Consider the following 16,021-nt stretch of genomic DNA (forward strand, 5'->3'; position numbering starts at 1 on the left):
AAATGTGCTATTGATGATCCCATCCACCACCTAGGGATCTATATATCGCTACGCTTGCTTTGAGTTGGTTGACCTTCTTCTCAACAAGCTCAAATTTGGATTCCAGGGCATCGCGTTGCGTTAGCAGAACTTCCATATAATCTGCGCGGGCGTATTTAAAGAGGTCGTTGGAAATACCGATAGACTCATTTAATGCATCAACCTCCTTGGTCTTAATTTGTAGGCCATTCTCTAGGTTTTTAATTTTAGAGAGCTGGTTTGCAACTTCAATATAAGCAGCCAGAATCGTCTGCTCATAATGGTAAACAGCCTGAACCTGACGTGCGTTTGCGCTGTAATAAGCGGCTTTAATTGCCCGTTTGTTGATTAAAGGAGCCGTGAGTTCACCAACAAGTGAAGATAGAAAAGACTCTGGTTTAATGAGATAAGTTGGATCAAAGGCCTGAAATCCAACCCCAGCGGCAATGTCCAACGAAGGATAGAACCGCGCTTTGGCCGATTTGATGTCCAGTTTGGATGCAGCAAGTTCATACTCCGCCTGCTTGATATCTGGCCTGTTCTCCAATAGATCGGCCGGGATGCCGGCATAAACGGTTTGCGGAACCAGCTTGTCAAAGGATTGTTGATCCCTTTGAACCGGTTGTGGAAATCTACCGACGAGATAATTTATTCTATTCTCGGTCTCTGTGATCTGCTGTTTGATGTCATACTGCATACCTTGGGTCTTCAAGATCTGCGCTTCAAATCTTTTGACGGCAAGCTTGTTGGATCGTGCATTTTTCTTCAAGTCATTGACGACAGCCAGCGCATTGTTTTGAATCTTAACATTCTCATTAATAACCAGGAGTTCATTATCCAGTGCAAGCAGTTCATAGTAGGAATCTGCAATTTCAGCGATCAGGTGAGTGACCATAAAGTTTTTGCCTTCTACGCTTGCAAAATACCGCTGTAACTGGGCCTTCGTTGCGTTATGGAGTTTACCCCAGATATCTGTTTCCCATTGTGCTTGTACACCGACTTCGAAATCGAACAGTGGTTCAGGCATTTCGCGGCCGGGTTCGATTTCTGTATTCTTTTCCATCGCTCCAATATTTGTGTAGCGACTTACTTTGTCGACTCCGGCACCAACTTTTACACCAACAGAAGGTAGATATTCACCTTTTTTGGCACTCACCTCGTTTTGGGCAATTTGAATTTCCTGAAGCATAATATGTAGCTCTTGGTTGTTTGCCAATGCCTGGCTGATAAGTCCTTGAAGATTGGGGTCCTTAAAATAGTTTTTCCATTTAATTTTTCCAGTATTTAAGGTGTCGCTTTCAGCATTACTATATTTCTCAGGTACGTTTTTATTTTCAGTACGTTGTTTTATTTCGAGTGGTTTGCAGGCCGCAAGACTAAGCAAGAAAAGCGCGAAACCTGTATAGTGATATAATTTATTCTTATTCATAATGTATCATGTCTTCGCTTAGTGGTGAATCTTCTTCGGCTTGAATCATTTTTCTTCCGTCAGCCAATTTTGCAAAAATATAGTAGAGTCCAGGGATAACGATAACGCCAAAGATTGTTCCGACGAGCATCCCCCCAAGTGCGGATGCACCTATGGTGTGATTACCTATGGCACCGGCTCCGCTGGCAAAGACTAGTGGAACAAGTCCAGCGATAAAGGCAAACGAGGTCATGAGAATAGGTCTAAAACGTGCTCTTGATCCCTCAATTGCTGCCTCTAATATACTGTCGCCGGCTTGTCGCCTTTTCACGGCAAATTCTACGATAAGCACTGCATTTTTACCCAATAAACCAATAATCATAATCAGCCCGACCTGTGCATAGATGTCATTTTCAAGACCCATAGCTTTTAGGAGGAAGAAGGAACCAAATACACCGACAGGTAGTGACAAAAGAACCGCAAATGGAATGATGAAACTTTCATACTGCGCAGCAAGTACAAGATATACGAAAACTAAGACGACTAGAAAGACATAAATAGCTTCGTTTCCACGTTGCGCCTCATCATAAGACAAGCCCTCCCAGGCAACTTTATAGCCGTGCGGTAATGTCTGAACCGCGGTTTCGTTGATTGCCTGAATAGCATCGGCCGTTGTATATCCATTGGCCGGAAGCCCGCGGATGGCGGCCGAATTGTACATATTGTAACGTGTAATCTCATTTGGCCCCTGTGTTTTTTTTAAGGTCATAAAGGCCGAATAAGGAACCATCTGGTCATGATCGTTTTTGACGTAAAGGTTCAGGATATCAGAAGGCAACCTTCTAAATTCTGGTGAAGATTGTACATATACCTTGAAAAATTGACCAAAACGGATAAAGCCCTGTTCATAGGTACTACCGATGAGGATATTGAGGTTGTCCATGGCTTTACCTATAGAGACTCCCTTCTGCATAGCCGCATTATTGTCAAACACCAATTCGTATTGCGGGTAGTTGGCGGCAAAGAAAGTAAAGACTCCAGTCAGTTCCTTACGTTTCTTGAGATTGGCGATAAATGCTTTATTCACTTTATCGAAATCTTGGTAATCGGTGGTCCTATTGAGGTCGAGTAGGCGCATGGAGAAACCACCTGAAGAACCAAAACCCGGAACAGCGGGAGGTTCGAAGAACTCTACTGTGGCGCCTAAATCTTTAGATTTTTCTTCCAGTTCTTCCATGATCTCCTTAACAGAATGTTCACGTTCACCCCAGGTTTTGAGGTTGATAAGACAGGTTCCGGCATTCGATCCACGGCCTTCGGTCATGATTTCATAACCTGCCAGTGATGAGACAGATTCAACGCCATCTACCCCTTGACAGATCTTTTGGAGCTCTCTGGAAAGCTTATTGGTCTGTTCCAATGTTGATCCTGGAGGAGTCTGAATAATGGCATATATTGTACCTTGGTCCTCACTCGGTATAAAACCTCCTGGAAGCGTTTTGTTAATGACGAAAATGCCGACACAGAATGCGATTAAGATACCCCATGTAATGACTCTTCGGCTGGCAATTTTGCGCAGTAAAGTGGCATATTTGCCGGTTATTTTATCGAAAGTTCGGTTAAAAACGTCAAGGGATTTTGTAAATATATTCGATTTTTTGGGTTTACCGTGGTTATTTTTTAATAACATTGCGGCAAGCACAGGAGTAAGGGTTAACGCGACTACTGCCGATATCACGATGGAACTGGCCATAGTAATTGAAAACTGCCGATAAAATGTTCCGACAGGACCCGTCATAAACGAAATAGGAATGAAAACGGCTACCATAACAGCTGTGATGGCGATAATAGCACCTGCGATTTCGGCCATGACCTCCTTAACGGCCTTATATGGGGAGATCGAACTTTCTTCCATTTTGGCATGTACGGCTTCAATGACCACAATGGCGTTGTCTACGACAATCCCGATGGCAAGCACCAATGCAAACAAGGTCACTAAGTTGATCGACATACCGAACCATTGGATGACGAAGAATGTACCGATCAGCGAAACGGGCACGGCGATGATTGGAATCAAAGTCGAACGCCAATCGCCAAGGAAAATAAACGTAACAATAGCAACTAAAATAAAAGCATCGCGTAGGGTATGCATCACCTGTTCGATAGAAGCATCCAAGAATTGGGATACGTCATAACTGATTTTATAGTCTATACCTGGAGGAAAGTTACCTTTCATCTCAGCAAGTTTGGCCTTTACATCTTTAATAACGTCATTAGCATTACTGCCATAATTCTGTTTCAACACAATTGAAGCCGAGGGATGCCCGTCTAAATTGGAATAGATATCAAAAAATTCACTTCCCAGTTCGACTTTAGCTACGTCTTTTAACTTGATGTTTTCACCTTCGCCATTCGCGCGGACGATAATATTGTCGTATTCTTCAGGTGTATTGTATTGTCCTTTATAAGTTAGGACATATTCGAGGGATTGCGCTGCAATACCCGAGCTTTGTCCCAGTCGACCGGGACGGCCGATGATACTTTGTTCTCCTATCGCTTTCATCACTTCATCTACTGATAAGCTATAGGCACGCATACGATCGGGATTTAACCAGACGCGCATGGCATATCTACGGCTACCCAAGATTTGTGATTTGGCGATACCATGAATACGATTGATTTCAGGAATGATGTTTACTGTTGCATAGTTGTACAAGAACTTTTCATCCATACTTTTATTCGTACTGTAAAGATTCACGTACATCAGCATACTGGGCTGAATGGGATTAACGACGACCCCTTCCTTTTGAACAAGTTCAGGCAATAGGGGCATGACTTGATCTACCCGGGTCTTGACCAGTACTACGGCATCGTTGGGATCTGTGCCGGGGTCAAATACAACGTTTACGGTCGCTTCACCGGCGCTGGTTGCGTCGGTAGCGATATAGCGCATTCCCTGTACACCATTGATTGCATTCTCCAGTGTAATCAGGGAGGATTTTACAAGTACATCGGCACTTGCACCAGGGTAGGCAATGGATACCGCCACTGTGGTCGGTGCGATTTTTGGAAATTGCTCAGTAGGAAGCTGCTTGATGGCCAAACCTCCGATAAATAGGATGACAACCGATATGACAATAGCAAATACCGGTCGATGTATTACTTTTTTAAACATGATGCTGTTTTTTAGTTACTCTGCATATAAATCTAAGTTTGACATGACTTTCTCCGGAGTCTGATATTTGGATTCAATGGTCTGGTTTTCCTGTACCATGCGAAGTCCATTCAGCAGAATCTTTTCGTCCTTGCTCAATCCGGAAGAAACAACATAGATATGCGGCAGTTCGGCAGCAACTTTTATTTCTCTAGCTTTTACTTTGTTATCTTTTGTAATAACATATACGTATTTTTTTTCAAGCTCCTCGAAAGTCGCTTTTTGGGGGATCATAAGCGCATTGTTATAGGGTGAAGTAATGACAATATTCCCTGTCTCGCCATAACGTAATAAGCCCTTTGGATTCGGAAAAGTCGCTCGGTAGGCAATATTTCCCGTTTCATTATTGAAGTCTGATTCGATGGTCTCGACAATTCCCTCATGACCGAATTCTTTTCCATTGGCCATATTTAGCCGTACATGCAGCGGGCTATTGTCTTTTTTTGCGTCCATTTGATTGAGATATTCCACTTCGGGGACATTGAAGTAAACCCACATCTTACTATTGTCGGACAGTTCAGTGATCAACTCGCCCTCATCCACAAGACTTCCTTTACGCACATGTAGCTTACCCACGATTCCGGAAAACGGTGCTACGATGTCCGTAAATTTGAGATGCGTATTCATCGCGGCTAGTTCAGCCTTGGCTTTTTCATATTTTGCTTTTGCCATTTCAGTTTCCTGCGGAGCGACAATATCTTTTTCTGACAGATTTTTGGTGTTCTGATATTCGATTTCAGCATATTTTACCTCTGCTTTAGCACGATTAACATCGGACTCATAGAGGTTGGGCATGATTTTAAAGAGGGGTTGTCCTTTTTGTACAAATTGACCTTCATCGACAAATATCGATTGAATATAGCCTTTTTCCTGCGCGCGGAGTTCAATATGGTTGATCGAACGGATTTGGGCGACATAGTCTTTATTGACGATGGTATCCTTGACCAAAGGAGTAGTGACGTTGAAAACTGCAGCTTCTTTTTTCTCTTTTTTTTCTGACTGGCAGCTTGTCGATAGCATAATAAGGCACAGGCTTGTATACATGAAGCTTTTCATGAACATGATGATAGTTTTTAATTATTTTCGAAAAATTGAACAATAGTGTGACCTGCTTCCAAGTGATTTTGAAAGCTTTTTTAATGTTTTTTAAGAAAGTATTAAAAAATCACAGCCTGAATACACTGTAATGGATATACAGAGCGTTTTTTCGAGAAGTAAGCTGGTTGGAATTTGCAAGCGAAACTGCTGTGCGTGTATTTTGAAATTGAAGATGGATATACGATATTATATTCCCAAAATCATCCCCGGTAAGTGCAAATAAGTTAGGGCTATTGGAATCACTTGCCGCGTCATCATTTTCATTGTCATTTTCTGAAAAATATGCCCTTAATTTTTCATGCCGAGGACGTTTAGTTTTGCGAATAACTTTGGTGTCATAATCTTCGCTTTTTACTTGCTTGTTGAAGTGATTGACAGCGTGAAGATTGCAGGAGGGGATATTATTTGGTGTTGGCACATGATACCAGCCAAAACTGATAAGTATTGCGCAAACTACGCCGAACAGATATTGATGGAATTTTCCTTGCATCCTTGAAAGCAAATGTAATTAAACTTTAAAAATGATACAAGTGCTTTTGGTCTACAAATTTTAAAGTTTAAGCGAATTGTTACAAAATGTTTAAATCGCATGTTAACGCGTTTAAACGCCTTATTTTCGAAACAGCTCATTTGTTGACTGATAAAAAATCTGATGCCTTTTATATGATCTTAATCCTTTCGATATGAACTAATGTATTCGTATTTTTGACAAGTTTTATAACTTGTTGTCTAAGCTAACAACATGATGAGCTTTTGGCGAATGCTCATGACGGACAGCGTTTTGTAAATCCCAATCATAATCGTGCGGGTAAAATGAGGGATAATGTAGGATATAAAGTTTAGTTCAAATGTTTAGACACCAAGGAAGAGGAAGGAATTACATCCACAATTTGAAGTTAGCCTCTATTTTATCCTGTGTTGCGGGGCTGGTTAATATTACGGGAGTTCTTTCACTTAACACGTTGACCACAAATGTCACGGGGCACTTTGCTTTTTTTTCTGAGCAATTGATTTTGACAAATTATAAAATGGCCTTGATTTATCTATGGTATATCGGCTTCTTTTTATTAGGTGCTTCCGTTTCAGGTTTCATTATTGAATTGGCCTCAAAAAAGAAATCCCATAACGCCTATATCATCCCAATTTGTATAGAATCTATTATTTTGATTTCTGCAGGGCTTCTCCCAGTTTTCATCCGAATAAAACCACCGGTTTTAACGTTAATTTCATTCGCCCTGCTTTTTGCGATGGGACTTCAAAATGCCTTAGTAACGAAAGTCTCTAAGTCCGTTGTCAGAACGACACATTTGACAGGATTGTTTACTGATTTGGGGATCGAAATTTCACAGTTGTTTTTTTATAAAGATGTTGGTGAACGCGTGAAACTAAAGAAAAGTATTTTTCTTAAACTGATGATTATTGCAGGTTTTTTTATCGGGGGGATACTCGGAGGTTTTATGTTTCAATTTTTTAAACTGAAAACATTATTACTACCCGCAGTAATGCTTTTGTTTGCTTTGTGGTACGATCATATACTGCTTCAGTTTTATCATCTTAAACGAAGTTTAAGACACGATGAATAGCGTCGGTTAACGAAAGTTTATTGCGATCACTAAATTATCTTTGGAGCCATTTGCACTTTGGCAGAATCTTTGTGTCTCGTCGTTAACGATATTGAGTAATATAGCAATTGATATGAACATAAGACTAACAGCCCTTCCATTTCTTCTATTTAGTTTCCTGTTTTTGGTGGGATGTCATAATAATCAACCGATCAGAATGATTGATAAAGATGGAAATACACATTTATTGACTAGAGAAGGTGATCGAAAAGGTGAATTAGGGCTAGAGCGAATTATCGCACGTGGCAATGACACGGTAATAACCATTGACGGTACAGGCCGTAAAATGATTTGGACAGCTTCCGATGTGACAAATATAGACACGACAAAGATTCAATACTATCTTAAAAAGAGAAATGGAAACAGTGTTCATATTTATACACCGGTCGATGTCAATCAAAATTTTATAAATGCTGAGGATAGTCAAAATGTTTTGTCCGATCCTTATGATCATAAAGAAGAGAAAAAATCCCTACTATAGCTTTTTGGGAAAAAGCACAATTTGATTAAAAAGAAATCCTAGCAGGATAAATGCTAGGATTTCTTTTTAGGAACTTTGGTACCTTCTTTCCGGGCTTCGGATAAGCCAATAGCAACAGCCTGTTTTTTAGAGGTTACTTTTTTTCCGCTGCCGGATTTCAATTTTCCTTCCTTCATTTCATGCATCGTCTTTTCGACTTTTTCAGATGCTTTTTCTGAATATTTTGCCATAATCGTGTTTTTTAAAATGATCATTGAACACTTACTGCAAAAAGAACAGCGGTCTAAGTCCGATGGTTTGAACATTTTTTAAACCTATTCATTCAATTCATTTCCAGCGTTAATCACGGCTTTGTTTGCTACTTTAATTTTTTCGAGATCCATTTTTTGTATCTTACGGTCGTAAGTCAACAGTCCATTGACTTCGTGTTCGACGTCGGTCGTTTGCGTATAAATTGCGACACTAAGACCTTTGTATCGGAGCAATTGCTCGACATTATCCATGAGGAATATATAGCGGTCGGTAAGTGCACCGATCGTGGGTTCGTAGGCATAGGCATTATTTTCGACAGGCCACATATGACCGCGGACAAATAGACCTACACCACCAAATTCACCAAGCGAGGCTGCTCTTTTGCCGTCAGGTTGTGAAGCACCTTGAGGACCAACATAGATATGCGTATCCACAAAATCACCATTTCCGGGGTCTCCATACGCTTTTTGATAGGACGGATTGTTATTAAATCCGGAGTTCCCGTTTACTAATCGAGAAGGGTCGTATTGTTTGGTCCACGCTGTAATATTGCGTACATCGAAGGCACCCCAATTCTCGTTAAACGGCACCCAAGCAATGATGGATGGCGAATTGTAGTGGTCGTCAATGATGGCTTTGTATTCATCACGGAAAGCTTTTCGATAAATCGTTGTATCTTCTTCCGGATACCAGAGGCAGGGCATATCCTGCCACACGAGCAGCCCCATTTTATCTGCCCAGTAATAGAACCGCTGAGGCTCAGTTTTCATATGCTTACGTATGAGATTATACCCAGCTTTTTTTGTGAATTCGATATCATATTTTAGGGCCTCTTCGGTAGGAGCTGTTAAAATTCCGTCAGGCCAGTATCCTTGATCTAGCAAACCAAGCTGCATAACAAATTTGTTATTCAATAAAGGCCTTACAATTCCGTTTACCTGACCAAGTTTAATATCACGCATGCCAAAATAGCTCTTAACTTCATCGACAATTTCTCCATTCTTGCCGTGGATACTTAATTTTAAATCGTATAAAAAGGGCGAGTCAGGAGACCAAAGTTGAGGATTATCTATCGGAATACTAGACGGAATACCGGCTTGTAGTACCGTTTTTGAGATTTCTTTCCCGCCTACCGAAACGATGGCTGTAACTTTTGACTTTTGGGAAGTATTGACCTGTAGTCTTAGCTGACTTTCGGCTACTTTAGGCAACAATTTGATCCCCTGTATATGGCATTTATTTACTGGTTCAATCCATACCGTTTGCCATATTCCAGAGGAAAAAGTATAGTCACCGCGAGGTCCATTTTTGCCCGAAGGGTATTTACCGTCATTCTTATCGTGGGCAGCTACGACAATATTATTGGTGCCAGGCTTTAGAAACTCAGTGATATTGATCCAAAAGGAATCGTAACCACCTGAATGATTACCTGCCTTTTTTCCATTTACAAATACGGTCGCATCGTGATCCACTGCACCAAAGTGAAGGATAATATCTTTCTCTTTCCAATGTTTAGGTAGTTCGAAATTCCTGTGGTACCAAAGGTTGATTTCTTGCTTGCGCTGTATTCCCGATAAATAGGATTCTGGGCAATAGGGGACAAGAATACTTTCCTGACTCTTATCAAAAGAAATCGGCATCACAGGGTTCAGCGCATTTGGAGCATCCTTACCTCCGATATAATCCCATTTACCATTTAGACATAGCCAGTCGTTCCTTTCCATTTGAGGACGGGGATATTCGGAAAGTGGAATCTGTGTTTTATGGGCTGTTTCGGTCCATGGGGTAGAAAGTTGGGGATATTGTGCCAAAGCATTCATCCAACTGAAAAACGATAGTACTAGCGCAAAAATTGAGGTTTGGGTTTTTATCATGGTATACTTAATTGGTAATTCTATAGTGAATATAAGTATACTAAAATGATTTAGTACATTATCAAAGAAATGTTACTAGTGGGGCTTTCGATATAGGGGTAGGTTGGTTCAAAAAAGAAATAGCTGTTGGATTAGACAAAACGATAGGAGCTGCCTTTTTGGGCAGCTCCTGTATACTGCTTATTACCAGATTTTGATACGTTCTTCTGGAGACTTGTAGAGTTTGTCGCCCTGTTTAATGTCAAATGCTTTGTAAAAAGCATCCACATTGATCAATGGAGCAAAACTTCTGAAATATCCAGGGGAGTGTGGATCAGTCTTAACTTGGTTGATCATATATTTTTCACTGGATAGGGTTCTCCATACAGTTGCCCAACTGAGGAAAAATCGCTGATCTTGCGTATATCCACTTATTTCGCCTGGATTTCCCTTATCTTTTAAATACATTTGAAGGGCATCATAGGCGATGTTGACCCCGCCTAAATCTGCAATATTTTCGCCGTTTGTAAAGGTTCCGTTAACGAACGTACCTTTTACAGGTTCATATTTATCGTATTGGGCAGCCAGTGTTTTTGTTGCTTTTTCGAAATTTGCTTTATCTTCAGGTGTCCACCAGTCTACCAAGTTTCCGTCCGCATCAAATTGCGCTCCCGAATCGTCAAATCCATGGCTCATTTCATGGCCAATCACAGCGCCTATACCGCCGAAATTGACCGCCGCATCAGCTTGTGCGTTGAAAAATGGAGGTTGCAGAATAGCGGCTGGAAACACAATCTCATTGTTCACCGGATTGTAGTAGGCGTTTACTGTTTGCGGAGTCATGCCCCATTCTGATTTATCAACCGCTTTTCCAATTTTAGCCAGATCCTTTTCATATCGCCAAGTGGTAATATGTTGAAGGTTAGTATACAGATTACCACCTTTGTTTTCGGATAGAATGTTTAATTTAGAATAATCTTTCCACTTGTCCGGATAGGCGACTTTTACGGTAAATTTGTTGAGTTTGTCAAGCGCTTTGCCTTTTGTGACGGAAGACATCCAAGTCAAATCGTTGATATGGACAGCAAAGCTTTTCTTTAGGTAGTCGATTAATTCGACCATTTGCGCTTTAGCTTCTGCTGGAAAATATTTATCCACATAAAGTTTTCCAAAAGCCTCGCCCAATGTAGAATTGATCAGTTCAAATCCTCTTTTATTTAATGCGCGTTGTTCTTGTTGACCTCTTAAATATTTGCCATAGAAAGCAAAGCGCATATCGCCTAATTTTTCACTTAAATAAGAAGCACTGCCATTGATCATATGGAATTTTAAGTAATCCTTGATGATAGGAAGGTTTTGAGCATTGACCAACTTGTCGAAGTTTTTGTAATAACCTAACTCTCCAATAATTACTTTTTCGGTGTTGACACCTACTTTTTTAAGGTACTCAGGTAGATTGACATTTTTAACCAATGCTTTTAGTTCATCCATAGTCTGCGGGTTGTACTGCAGCGTATTATCTCGGCTCTGTTCATTGGTCAAGTAGGTTTTTGCAATACTTTTTTCGTAGTCAACGATGCCTTTTGCGGCAGCATCACTATTTTTATAGCCCAATTCTTTTAACATTGAAGCTACATATTTTTGGTATTCTGCAATAGCTTCTGTATTTTTTTCATTCTCTTTTTGATAATAATCTCTTCCTAATCCTAAAGTCGCATCGCCTAAATAGACCGCATTCATTTTAGAATCTTTCAAGTCAGCGTACACGCCCCAACCATAAAAGTTGTTTTCACCTTCTTTTGTTACCGATATTAAATAATTCTGAAGATCTTTTACGTTTTTGATGGCGTCGATTTTGCTTAAATTCGCCTGAATAGGCTTAATACCTTCGGCATTTCTTTTCTGCAAGTTCATATAGGAAGCATACAAATCTTGTATTTTTTGGCCCTCACTGCCTTCCGGAAATTTATCTTTTAATAAAGAGTTGAGAATTTTCATTGAATTGTTATCCGTATCTTCTGCCAATTTATTGAAGCTTCCCCAAGTGGGTTTGTCGGAAGGGATTTTAGCAGTTTTCATCCAGGTCCCGCTCACATAATTGTAAAAGTCATCTTGTGGACGTACGGATTTGTCCATTAAGCTCAAATCAAGACCTTTGTCGGAATTTGTATCTCCTGTTTGCGCTTCCGCATGCTGAGTGTAGATTCCAGCCAAGAAAATTAGGGCAAATGTTAGTTTTTTCATTGTTTTTTAACGTTGTATGATTTCAATAATTCAATCTGGAGATACGCACAAAATACGAATAAAATCGGGTATATTATTTGCTTCGATTAATGCAAGCTGTATCAATCCTATCATTAATAATGAGCTGCGATTTTTTAAGCTAAAAAATCGACGACACAAATGACGGTAAATTCTAATTCAGCAGCAAGTAAATTTGATCATTATCGCTAATTTTACAAAACATAAGGCAACGAAAAGCAGTTTTTTTTAATGCCAAACGATAGCGAAGCGATGTTTGGCACATTCACCGCTGAACGGATTTGTCTCACAACAAAAGGATGGCAGATTAAAATTAGTTGGCGAGAAGATTTTGTCGACTGCTCATAAAATATTATATTTTAGTAATTTTAAAATTAAGAAACATAAATAGAAATGTCGTTAATAAATTTATCAAGACGCGTGGCGTTGGGAATAGATATTGGGGGGACCAATACGAAGTTTGGCGTGGTCAATCATCGCGGTGAGGTGCTTGAAAAGGGAAGCATAAAAACAGATGATTATGAGACTGTAGAAGAGTTTATTGATGCGCTGTATGAAAAAGCACTTCCTTTAATTGGAAATTTTGGTGGCAAAGACAGTTTCGATGGAATTGGAGTTGGCGCCCCAGATGCAAATTATTATACTGGAACAATAGATCATGCGCCCAATCTTCCGTGGAAAGGCGTCATTCATTTCAGCGATTTAATGACTACCAAGTTTAGTATTCCTTGTACCATCACTAACGATGCCAATGCGGCGGCTTATGGTGAGATGCTTTTTGGTGCAGCTCGAGGAATGAAAGATTTTATTATGATCACCTTGGGGACGGGTGTCGGAAGCGGTATTGTGGCTGGAGGAAAGCTTATTTATGGGCATGACGGATTTGCGGGGGAGTTAGGTCACACGATCGTGAAACCCGGGGGGAGAAAACATTGGAGCACAGGTTCTGAGGGGAGTTTAGAAGCTTATGCTTCTGCTACGGGAATAACCATTACGGCAAAGAAAATGCGGGCTGAGTTTCCCGAATCGATGTTAAATCAATATCCTGAAGATGCTATAAATTCCAAAACCGTCCATGAATGCGCGTTGAAGGGTGACGCAATAGCTATCGAAGTATTCCGATATACAGGGCAGAAGCTTGGTGAGGCCTTGGCTAATTTCGTTATGTTTTCATCTCCTGAAGCCATTCTTTTATTTGGCGGTGTCATTAAAGCCGGAGATTTTATATTGAAGCCGGCTAAATTGCATATGGAAAGAAATCTTTTTCCTTTGTTTAGGAATAAAGTGAAACTTGTCTTCAGTGAATTGGAAGAAGCCGATGCAGCAATTCTAGGGGCCAGTGCATTGGTTTGGGAAAAATAAGCATTCCTTTCACTTGCGCCATAGACTACAATTATCTTTATACTGGCTAAAGGCATAGTCTTTGCGGATGGATTGTTTTAAACTCACAAATTATATGAAAAAGATCGTATTTCTTTCCCTGTTGCTATGCGCAGCTTTATTTTCGAAAGCAGACCAATTGCAGGCCTTAACACAGAAGCAGGCTGAAGCCGCTGTTGTTTACCTAAAGAAAGAGCCTGTTATTATTTTGTGGTGCAGCTGCTGCGACAATCAAATTCCCAAAAAGATTTCGGTAAATGAAGTTTTTTATAAGAAATATTCGGACGGAAAATATTATTCTGTTATCGTGAAAGGCCGAGATGAAAGTGGGATGGAAGTAGAAGAATATGTGGATTTGGCTTATGTATTCGTAAAAAAAGGTAAAAAAGCCAAAAGTTTAGGGAAGGTCTTAAAATTTGAATGCGATCCTTGTACCAAACCATTCGAATGGTCTGCCTAATTGACGGAGCGAAGAGGGCATTCTAAGAAAAAATCCCGAGCGTTACGTTCGGGATTTTTTTGTGCGGAAGAAGGGACTCGAACCCCCACGCCTCGCGGCGCCAGATCCTAAGTCTGGTGCGGCTACCAATTACGCCACTTCCGCATTAGGATTTCTTATGGGACAAATATAGAAACGAAAGTATGATATTGCAAGTATGGAAGAGATAATCTGTGCTTTAAATACGGATCATCCTGTTTATGAACACAATATTTTTCACCATAATGCTTATTTTTTTTATCATCGAGTTTTCAAGTAACCTTTTCAGGCCATTTCTCCATTAAAATACGTACTGATTGATGAAAATCTTATTAGATAAGCAATGTTTAAAAAATTATAGTTGTTATAAAGTCCTTTGCGCAAGCATTTGTTCTCCGAACCAGTATGATACGTATTTATACTTGTTTAACAGGGACTTTAACTTATTTTATTTTAGCTCTTTTTTTTTTCGATTTTTAATGTTCATCTTTAGTCTATTATAAGCATAAAATTTGAGTCCATTACACAATCTTTCTGAAGAGACATTAATTCTTTTATTAAAAAAGAAGAATCAACAGGCTTTTAGTTATCTTTATGATCACTATGCCGATGCACTCTTTGGGGTGGTTTGTCGTATCGTTATATCAACTGAGCATGCAGAAGAAGTAATACAAGACGTCTTCGTCAAAATTTGGCGGTATATCGATGTCTTTGATGAGTCGAAAGGCCGTCTTTATACCTGGATGATTAACATCGCTCGTAATACCGCACTCGATCATCGAAAATCAAAAGCGATTATTAACGAGCAGAAAAACCAACCACTTTCAAATATCGTAAATAGGGAAGAAGAACAGGATCAAAGTCAGGGTGGGCTACATATAAAATCAGATTTTATTGGTTTTAGTACTATTTTAGATAAATTAAAGCCTGAATGGCGTATCTTGATTGAAATGGCTTACTATGAAGGTTATACACAACAAGAGATTGCTGAACAACTTGATGTTCCGCTTGGTACGGTAAAAACCCGTACCAGAGCAGCATTTATACAGTTACAACAACTACTAAAAGAGTATCGTTAATTTTGGACATTAAAGCATACATATCATCGGGGATTATTGAATCGTACGTTTTGGGGCTCGCATCCGAAGAGGAAGTCAGTATCTTAAACTGTATTCGAAAAAATAATATCGAAGTGGAGCAGGCCATTGCAGACGCAGAGGTAGCACTCGAAGCGCTGGCCGATAACCAAGCGATTGAAATGCCTATGCAGTTGAAACAAAATATCTGGAATAAGCTCATTGCAGAAAATCTAGTACCAAGCGATGTTGAGGAAGTTAGCGAACCAGAAGCAGATGCCTTGGCCGACCCTCATGAAGTGGTTGTTATGAATGCCGATAGGAAAGTATTTGTCAAACGATCTTACACTTGGGCCATTGCAGCAAGCGTATTGCTCGCTGCTAGTATTGGTACAAATATATTCTTATATCAACTTAAACAAGAGTCAGTCAATAAATTGAATCAGACAGCGATCTTATTTGATGCCCAACAAGACCAGCTTGCGATATTGCAAGATAAATGGGCACTTGTTGAAAATCCTACGATTAAGACAATCCCTCTTAAGGGAGTAGAGAATAAAGTGGATTATCGGGCCTTGGTATTTTGGGATCAGTCATCAAAGACAGTCTATCTGAGCATTGATCATCTCCCTCCGGCACCCAAAGGAAAGCAATATCAGTTGTGGGCAATGGTTGATGGTAAGCCCGTTAGTGCAGGAGTTTTCCCACTCGATGTAAAGGCAGATATCGCAAGTAAGATGCTGGACATTCCAAATGCCCAGGCTTTTGCTATTACACTGGAGGATGAAGGTGGAAAAGACGTGCCCACGCTCAGTGCTTTATATGTGATGGGTAATATCTAAGAATAAGCTGAGCAATGACTGATTGACCACTCCACTA

General features: G+C 40.1%; 13 protein-coding genes and 1 tRNA gene. 6 read left to right on the forward strand and 8 right to left on the reverse strand.

Annotation, left to right across the window (positions count from 1 at the left end; genetic code table 11):
* Nucleotides 1-7: 7 nt before the first annotated feature.
* The 4 genes from QE382_RS07585 to QE382_RS07600 form a co-directional block, all read right to left on the reverse strand.
* Nucleotides 8-1,447, reverse strand: a complete 1,440-nt coding sequence (locus QE382_RS07585) for a TolC family protein (RefSeq protein ID WP_307185337.1) — start codon at nucleotides 1,445-1,447, stop codon at nucleotides 8-10.
* The gene (locus QE382_RS07590; RefSeq protein ID WP_307185338.1) at nucleotides 1,440-4,601 is read right to left on the reverse strand and encodes an efflux RND transporter permease subunit; all 3,162 of its coding nucleotides are present in this window, start codon (nucleotides 4,599-4,601) and stop codon (nucleotides 1,440-1,442) included. The genes QE382_RS07585 and QE382_RS07590 overlap by 8 nt, the downstream gene beginning before the upstream one ends.
* 15 nt (nucleotides 4,602-4,616) lie before the next feature.
* Nucleotides 4,617-5,696, reverse strand: a complete 1,080-nt coding sequence (locus QE382_RS07595) for an efflux RND transporter periplasmic adaptor subunit (RefSeq protein WP_307185339.1) — start codon at nucleotides 5,694-5,696, stop codon at nucleotides 4,617-4,619.
* 109 nt (nucleotides 5,697-5,805) lie between these two features.
* Entirely contained in the window at nucleotides 5,806-6,228 is a 423-nt protein-coding gene (locus QE382_RS07600) for a hypothetical protein (protein ID WP_307185340.1), read from the reverse strand.
* A gap of 358 nt (nucleotides 6,229-6,586) precedes the next feature.
* On the opposite strand from QE382_RS07600, the gene QE382_RS07605 reads away from it, so the two are divergent.
* Both QE382_RS07605 and QE382_RS07610 read left to right on the forward strand, forming a co-directional pair.
* On the forward strand, nucleotides 6,587-7,321 hold the full coding sequence (locus QE382_RS07605; protein ID WP_307185341.1) for a YoaK family protein: 735 nt from the start codon (nucleotides 6,587-6,589) through the stop codon (nucleotides 7,319-7,321).
* A 112-nt stretch (nucleotides 7,322-7,433) separates the two neighbouring features.
* The gene (locus QE382_RS07610) at nucleotides 7,434-7,841 is read left to right on the forward strand and encodes a hypothetical protein (protein WP_307185342.1); all 408 of its coding nucleotides are present in this window, start codon (nucleotides 7,434-7,436) and stop codon (nucleotides 7,839-7,841) included.
* Between the two features lie 53 nt (nucleotides 7,842-7,894).
* Here the strand turns inward: QE382_RS07610 and QE382_RS07615 are convergent, their stop codons facing one another.
* The 3 genes from QE382_RS07615 to QE382_RS07625 all read right to left on the reverse strand — a co-directional run bounded on the left by QE382_RS07615 (nucleotide 7,895) and on the right by QE382_RS07625 (nucleotide 12,190).
* A complete protein-coding gene (locus tag QE382_RS07615) occupies nucleotides 7,895-8,071 on the reverse strand; it encodes a DUF6496 domain-containing protein (RefSeq protein ID WP_307185343.1) in 177 nt (58 codons plus the stop codon).
* An 84-nt stretch (nucleotides 8,072-8,155) separates the two neighbouring features.
* Complete coding sequence (locus QE382_RS07620; protein WP_307185344.1) at nucleotides 8,156-9,967, reverse strand: glycoside hydrolase family 2 protein; 1,812 nt, start codon at nucleotides 9,965-9,967, stop codon at nucleotides 8,156-8,158.
* A 183-nt stretch (nucleotides 9,968-10,150) separates the two neighbouring features.
* On the reverse strand, nucleotides 10,151-12,190 hold the full coding sequence (locus QE382_RS07625) for a M13 family metallopeptidase (protein WP_307185345.1): 2,040 nt from the start codon (nucleotides 12,188-12,190) through the stop codon (nucleotides 10,151-10,153).
* A 411-nt stretch (nucleotides 12,191-12,601) separates the two neighbouring features.
* Here QE382_RS07625 and QE382_RS07630 point away from each other — a divergent pair, with 411 nt between their 5' ends.
* Nucleotides 12,602-13,570: an ROK family protein gene (locus QE382_RS07630; RefSeq protein WP_307185346.1), complete on the forward strand. Its 969-nt coding sequence runs from the start codon at nucleotides 12,602-12,604 to the stop codon at nucleotides 13,568-13,570.
* Between the two features lie 94 nt (nucleotides 13,571-13,664).
* A complete protein-coding gene (locus QE382_RS07635; RefSeq protein WP_293889506.1) occupies nucleotides 13,665-14,048 on the forward strand; it encodes a hypothetical protein in 384 nt (127 codons plus the stop codon).
* Between the two features lie 62 nt (nucleotides 14,049-14,110).
* Here the strand turns inward: QE382_RS07635 and QE382_RS07640 are convergent.
* Nucleotides 14,111-14,192: transfer RNA gene (locus tag QE382_RS07640), tRNA-Leu, on the reverse strand.
* Between the two features lie 386 nt (nucleotides 14,193-14,578).
* Here QE382_RS07640 and QE382_RS07645 point away from each other — a divergent pair.
* Together QE382_RS07645 and QE382_RS07650 are read left to right on the forward strand one after the other, a co-directional pair.
* Nucleotides 14,579-15,145: an RNA polymerase sigma factor gene (locus tag QE382_RS07645; RefSeq protein ID WP_307185347.1), complete on the forward strand. Its 567-nt coding sequence runs from the start codon at nucleotides 14,579-14,581 to the stop codon at nucleotides 15,143-15,145.
* Between the two features lie 2 nt (nucleotides 15,146-15,147).
* Nucleotides 15,148-15,984, forward strand: coding sequence for an anti-sigma factor (locus QE382_RS07650; protein WP_307185348.1), 837 nt, complete (start codon nucleotides 15,148-15,150; stop codon nucleotides 15,982-15,984).
* The last annotated feature ends 37 nt before the right edge of the window (nucleotides 15,985-16,021 follow it).

It is taken from the genome of Sphingobacterium zeae (genome assembly GCF_030818895.1).
Lineage (GTDB): Bacteria > Bacteroidota > Bacteroidia > Sphingobacteriales > Sphingobacteriaceae > Sphingobacterium > Sphingobacterium zeae.

Coding starts and splice junctions, on each gene's coding strand:
- QE382_RS07610 (WP_307185342.1), top strand. CDS start 7,434: ATGAACATAAGACTAACAGCCCTTCCATTTCTTCTATTTAGTTTCCTG.
- QE382_RS07605 (WP_307185341.1), top strand. CDS start 6,587: ATGTTTAGACACCAAGGAAGAGGAAGGAATTACATCCACAATTTGAAG.
- QE382_RS07595 (WP_307185339.1), bottom strand. CDS start 5,696: ATGAAAAGCTTCATGTATACAAGCCTGTGCCTTATTATGCTATCGACA.
- QE382_RS07625 (WP_307185345.1), bottom strand. CDS start 12,190: ATGAAAAAACTAACATTTGCCCTAATTTTCTTGGCTGGAATCTACACT.
- QE382_RS07630 (WP_307185346.1), top strand. CDS start 12,602: ATGTCGTTAATAAATTTATCAAGACGCGTGGCGTTGGGAATAGATATT.
- QE382_RS07635 (WP_293889506.1), top strand. CDS start 13,665: ATGAAAAAGATCGTATTTCTTTCCCTGTTGCTATGCGCAGCTTTATTT.
- QE382_RS07620 (WP_307185344.1), bottom strand. CDS start 9,967: ATGATAAAAACCCAAACCTCAATTTTTGCGCTAGTACTATCGTTTTTC.
- QE382_RS07615 (WP_307185343.1), bottom strand. CDS start 8,071: ATGGCAAAATATTCAGAAAAAGCATCTGAAAAAGTCGAAAAGACGATG.
- QE382_RS07590 (WP_307185338.1), bottom strand. CDS start 4,601: ATGTTTAAAAAAGTAATACATCGACCGGTATTTGCTATTGTCATATCG.
- QE382_RS07600 (WP_307185340.1), bottom strand. CDS start 6,228: ATGCAAGGAAAATTCCATCAATATCTGTTCGGCGTAGTTTGCGCAATA.
- QE382_RS07585 (WP_307185337.1), bottom strand. CDS start 1,447: ATGAATAAGAATAAATTATATCACTATACAGGTTTCGCGCTTTTCTTG.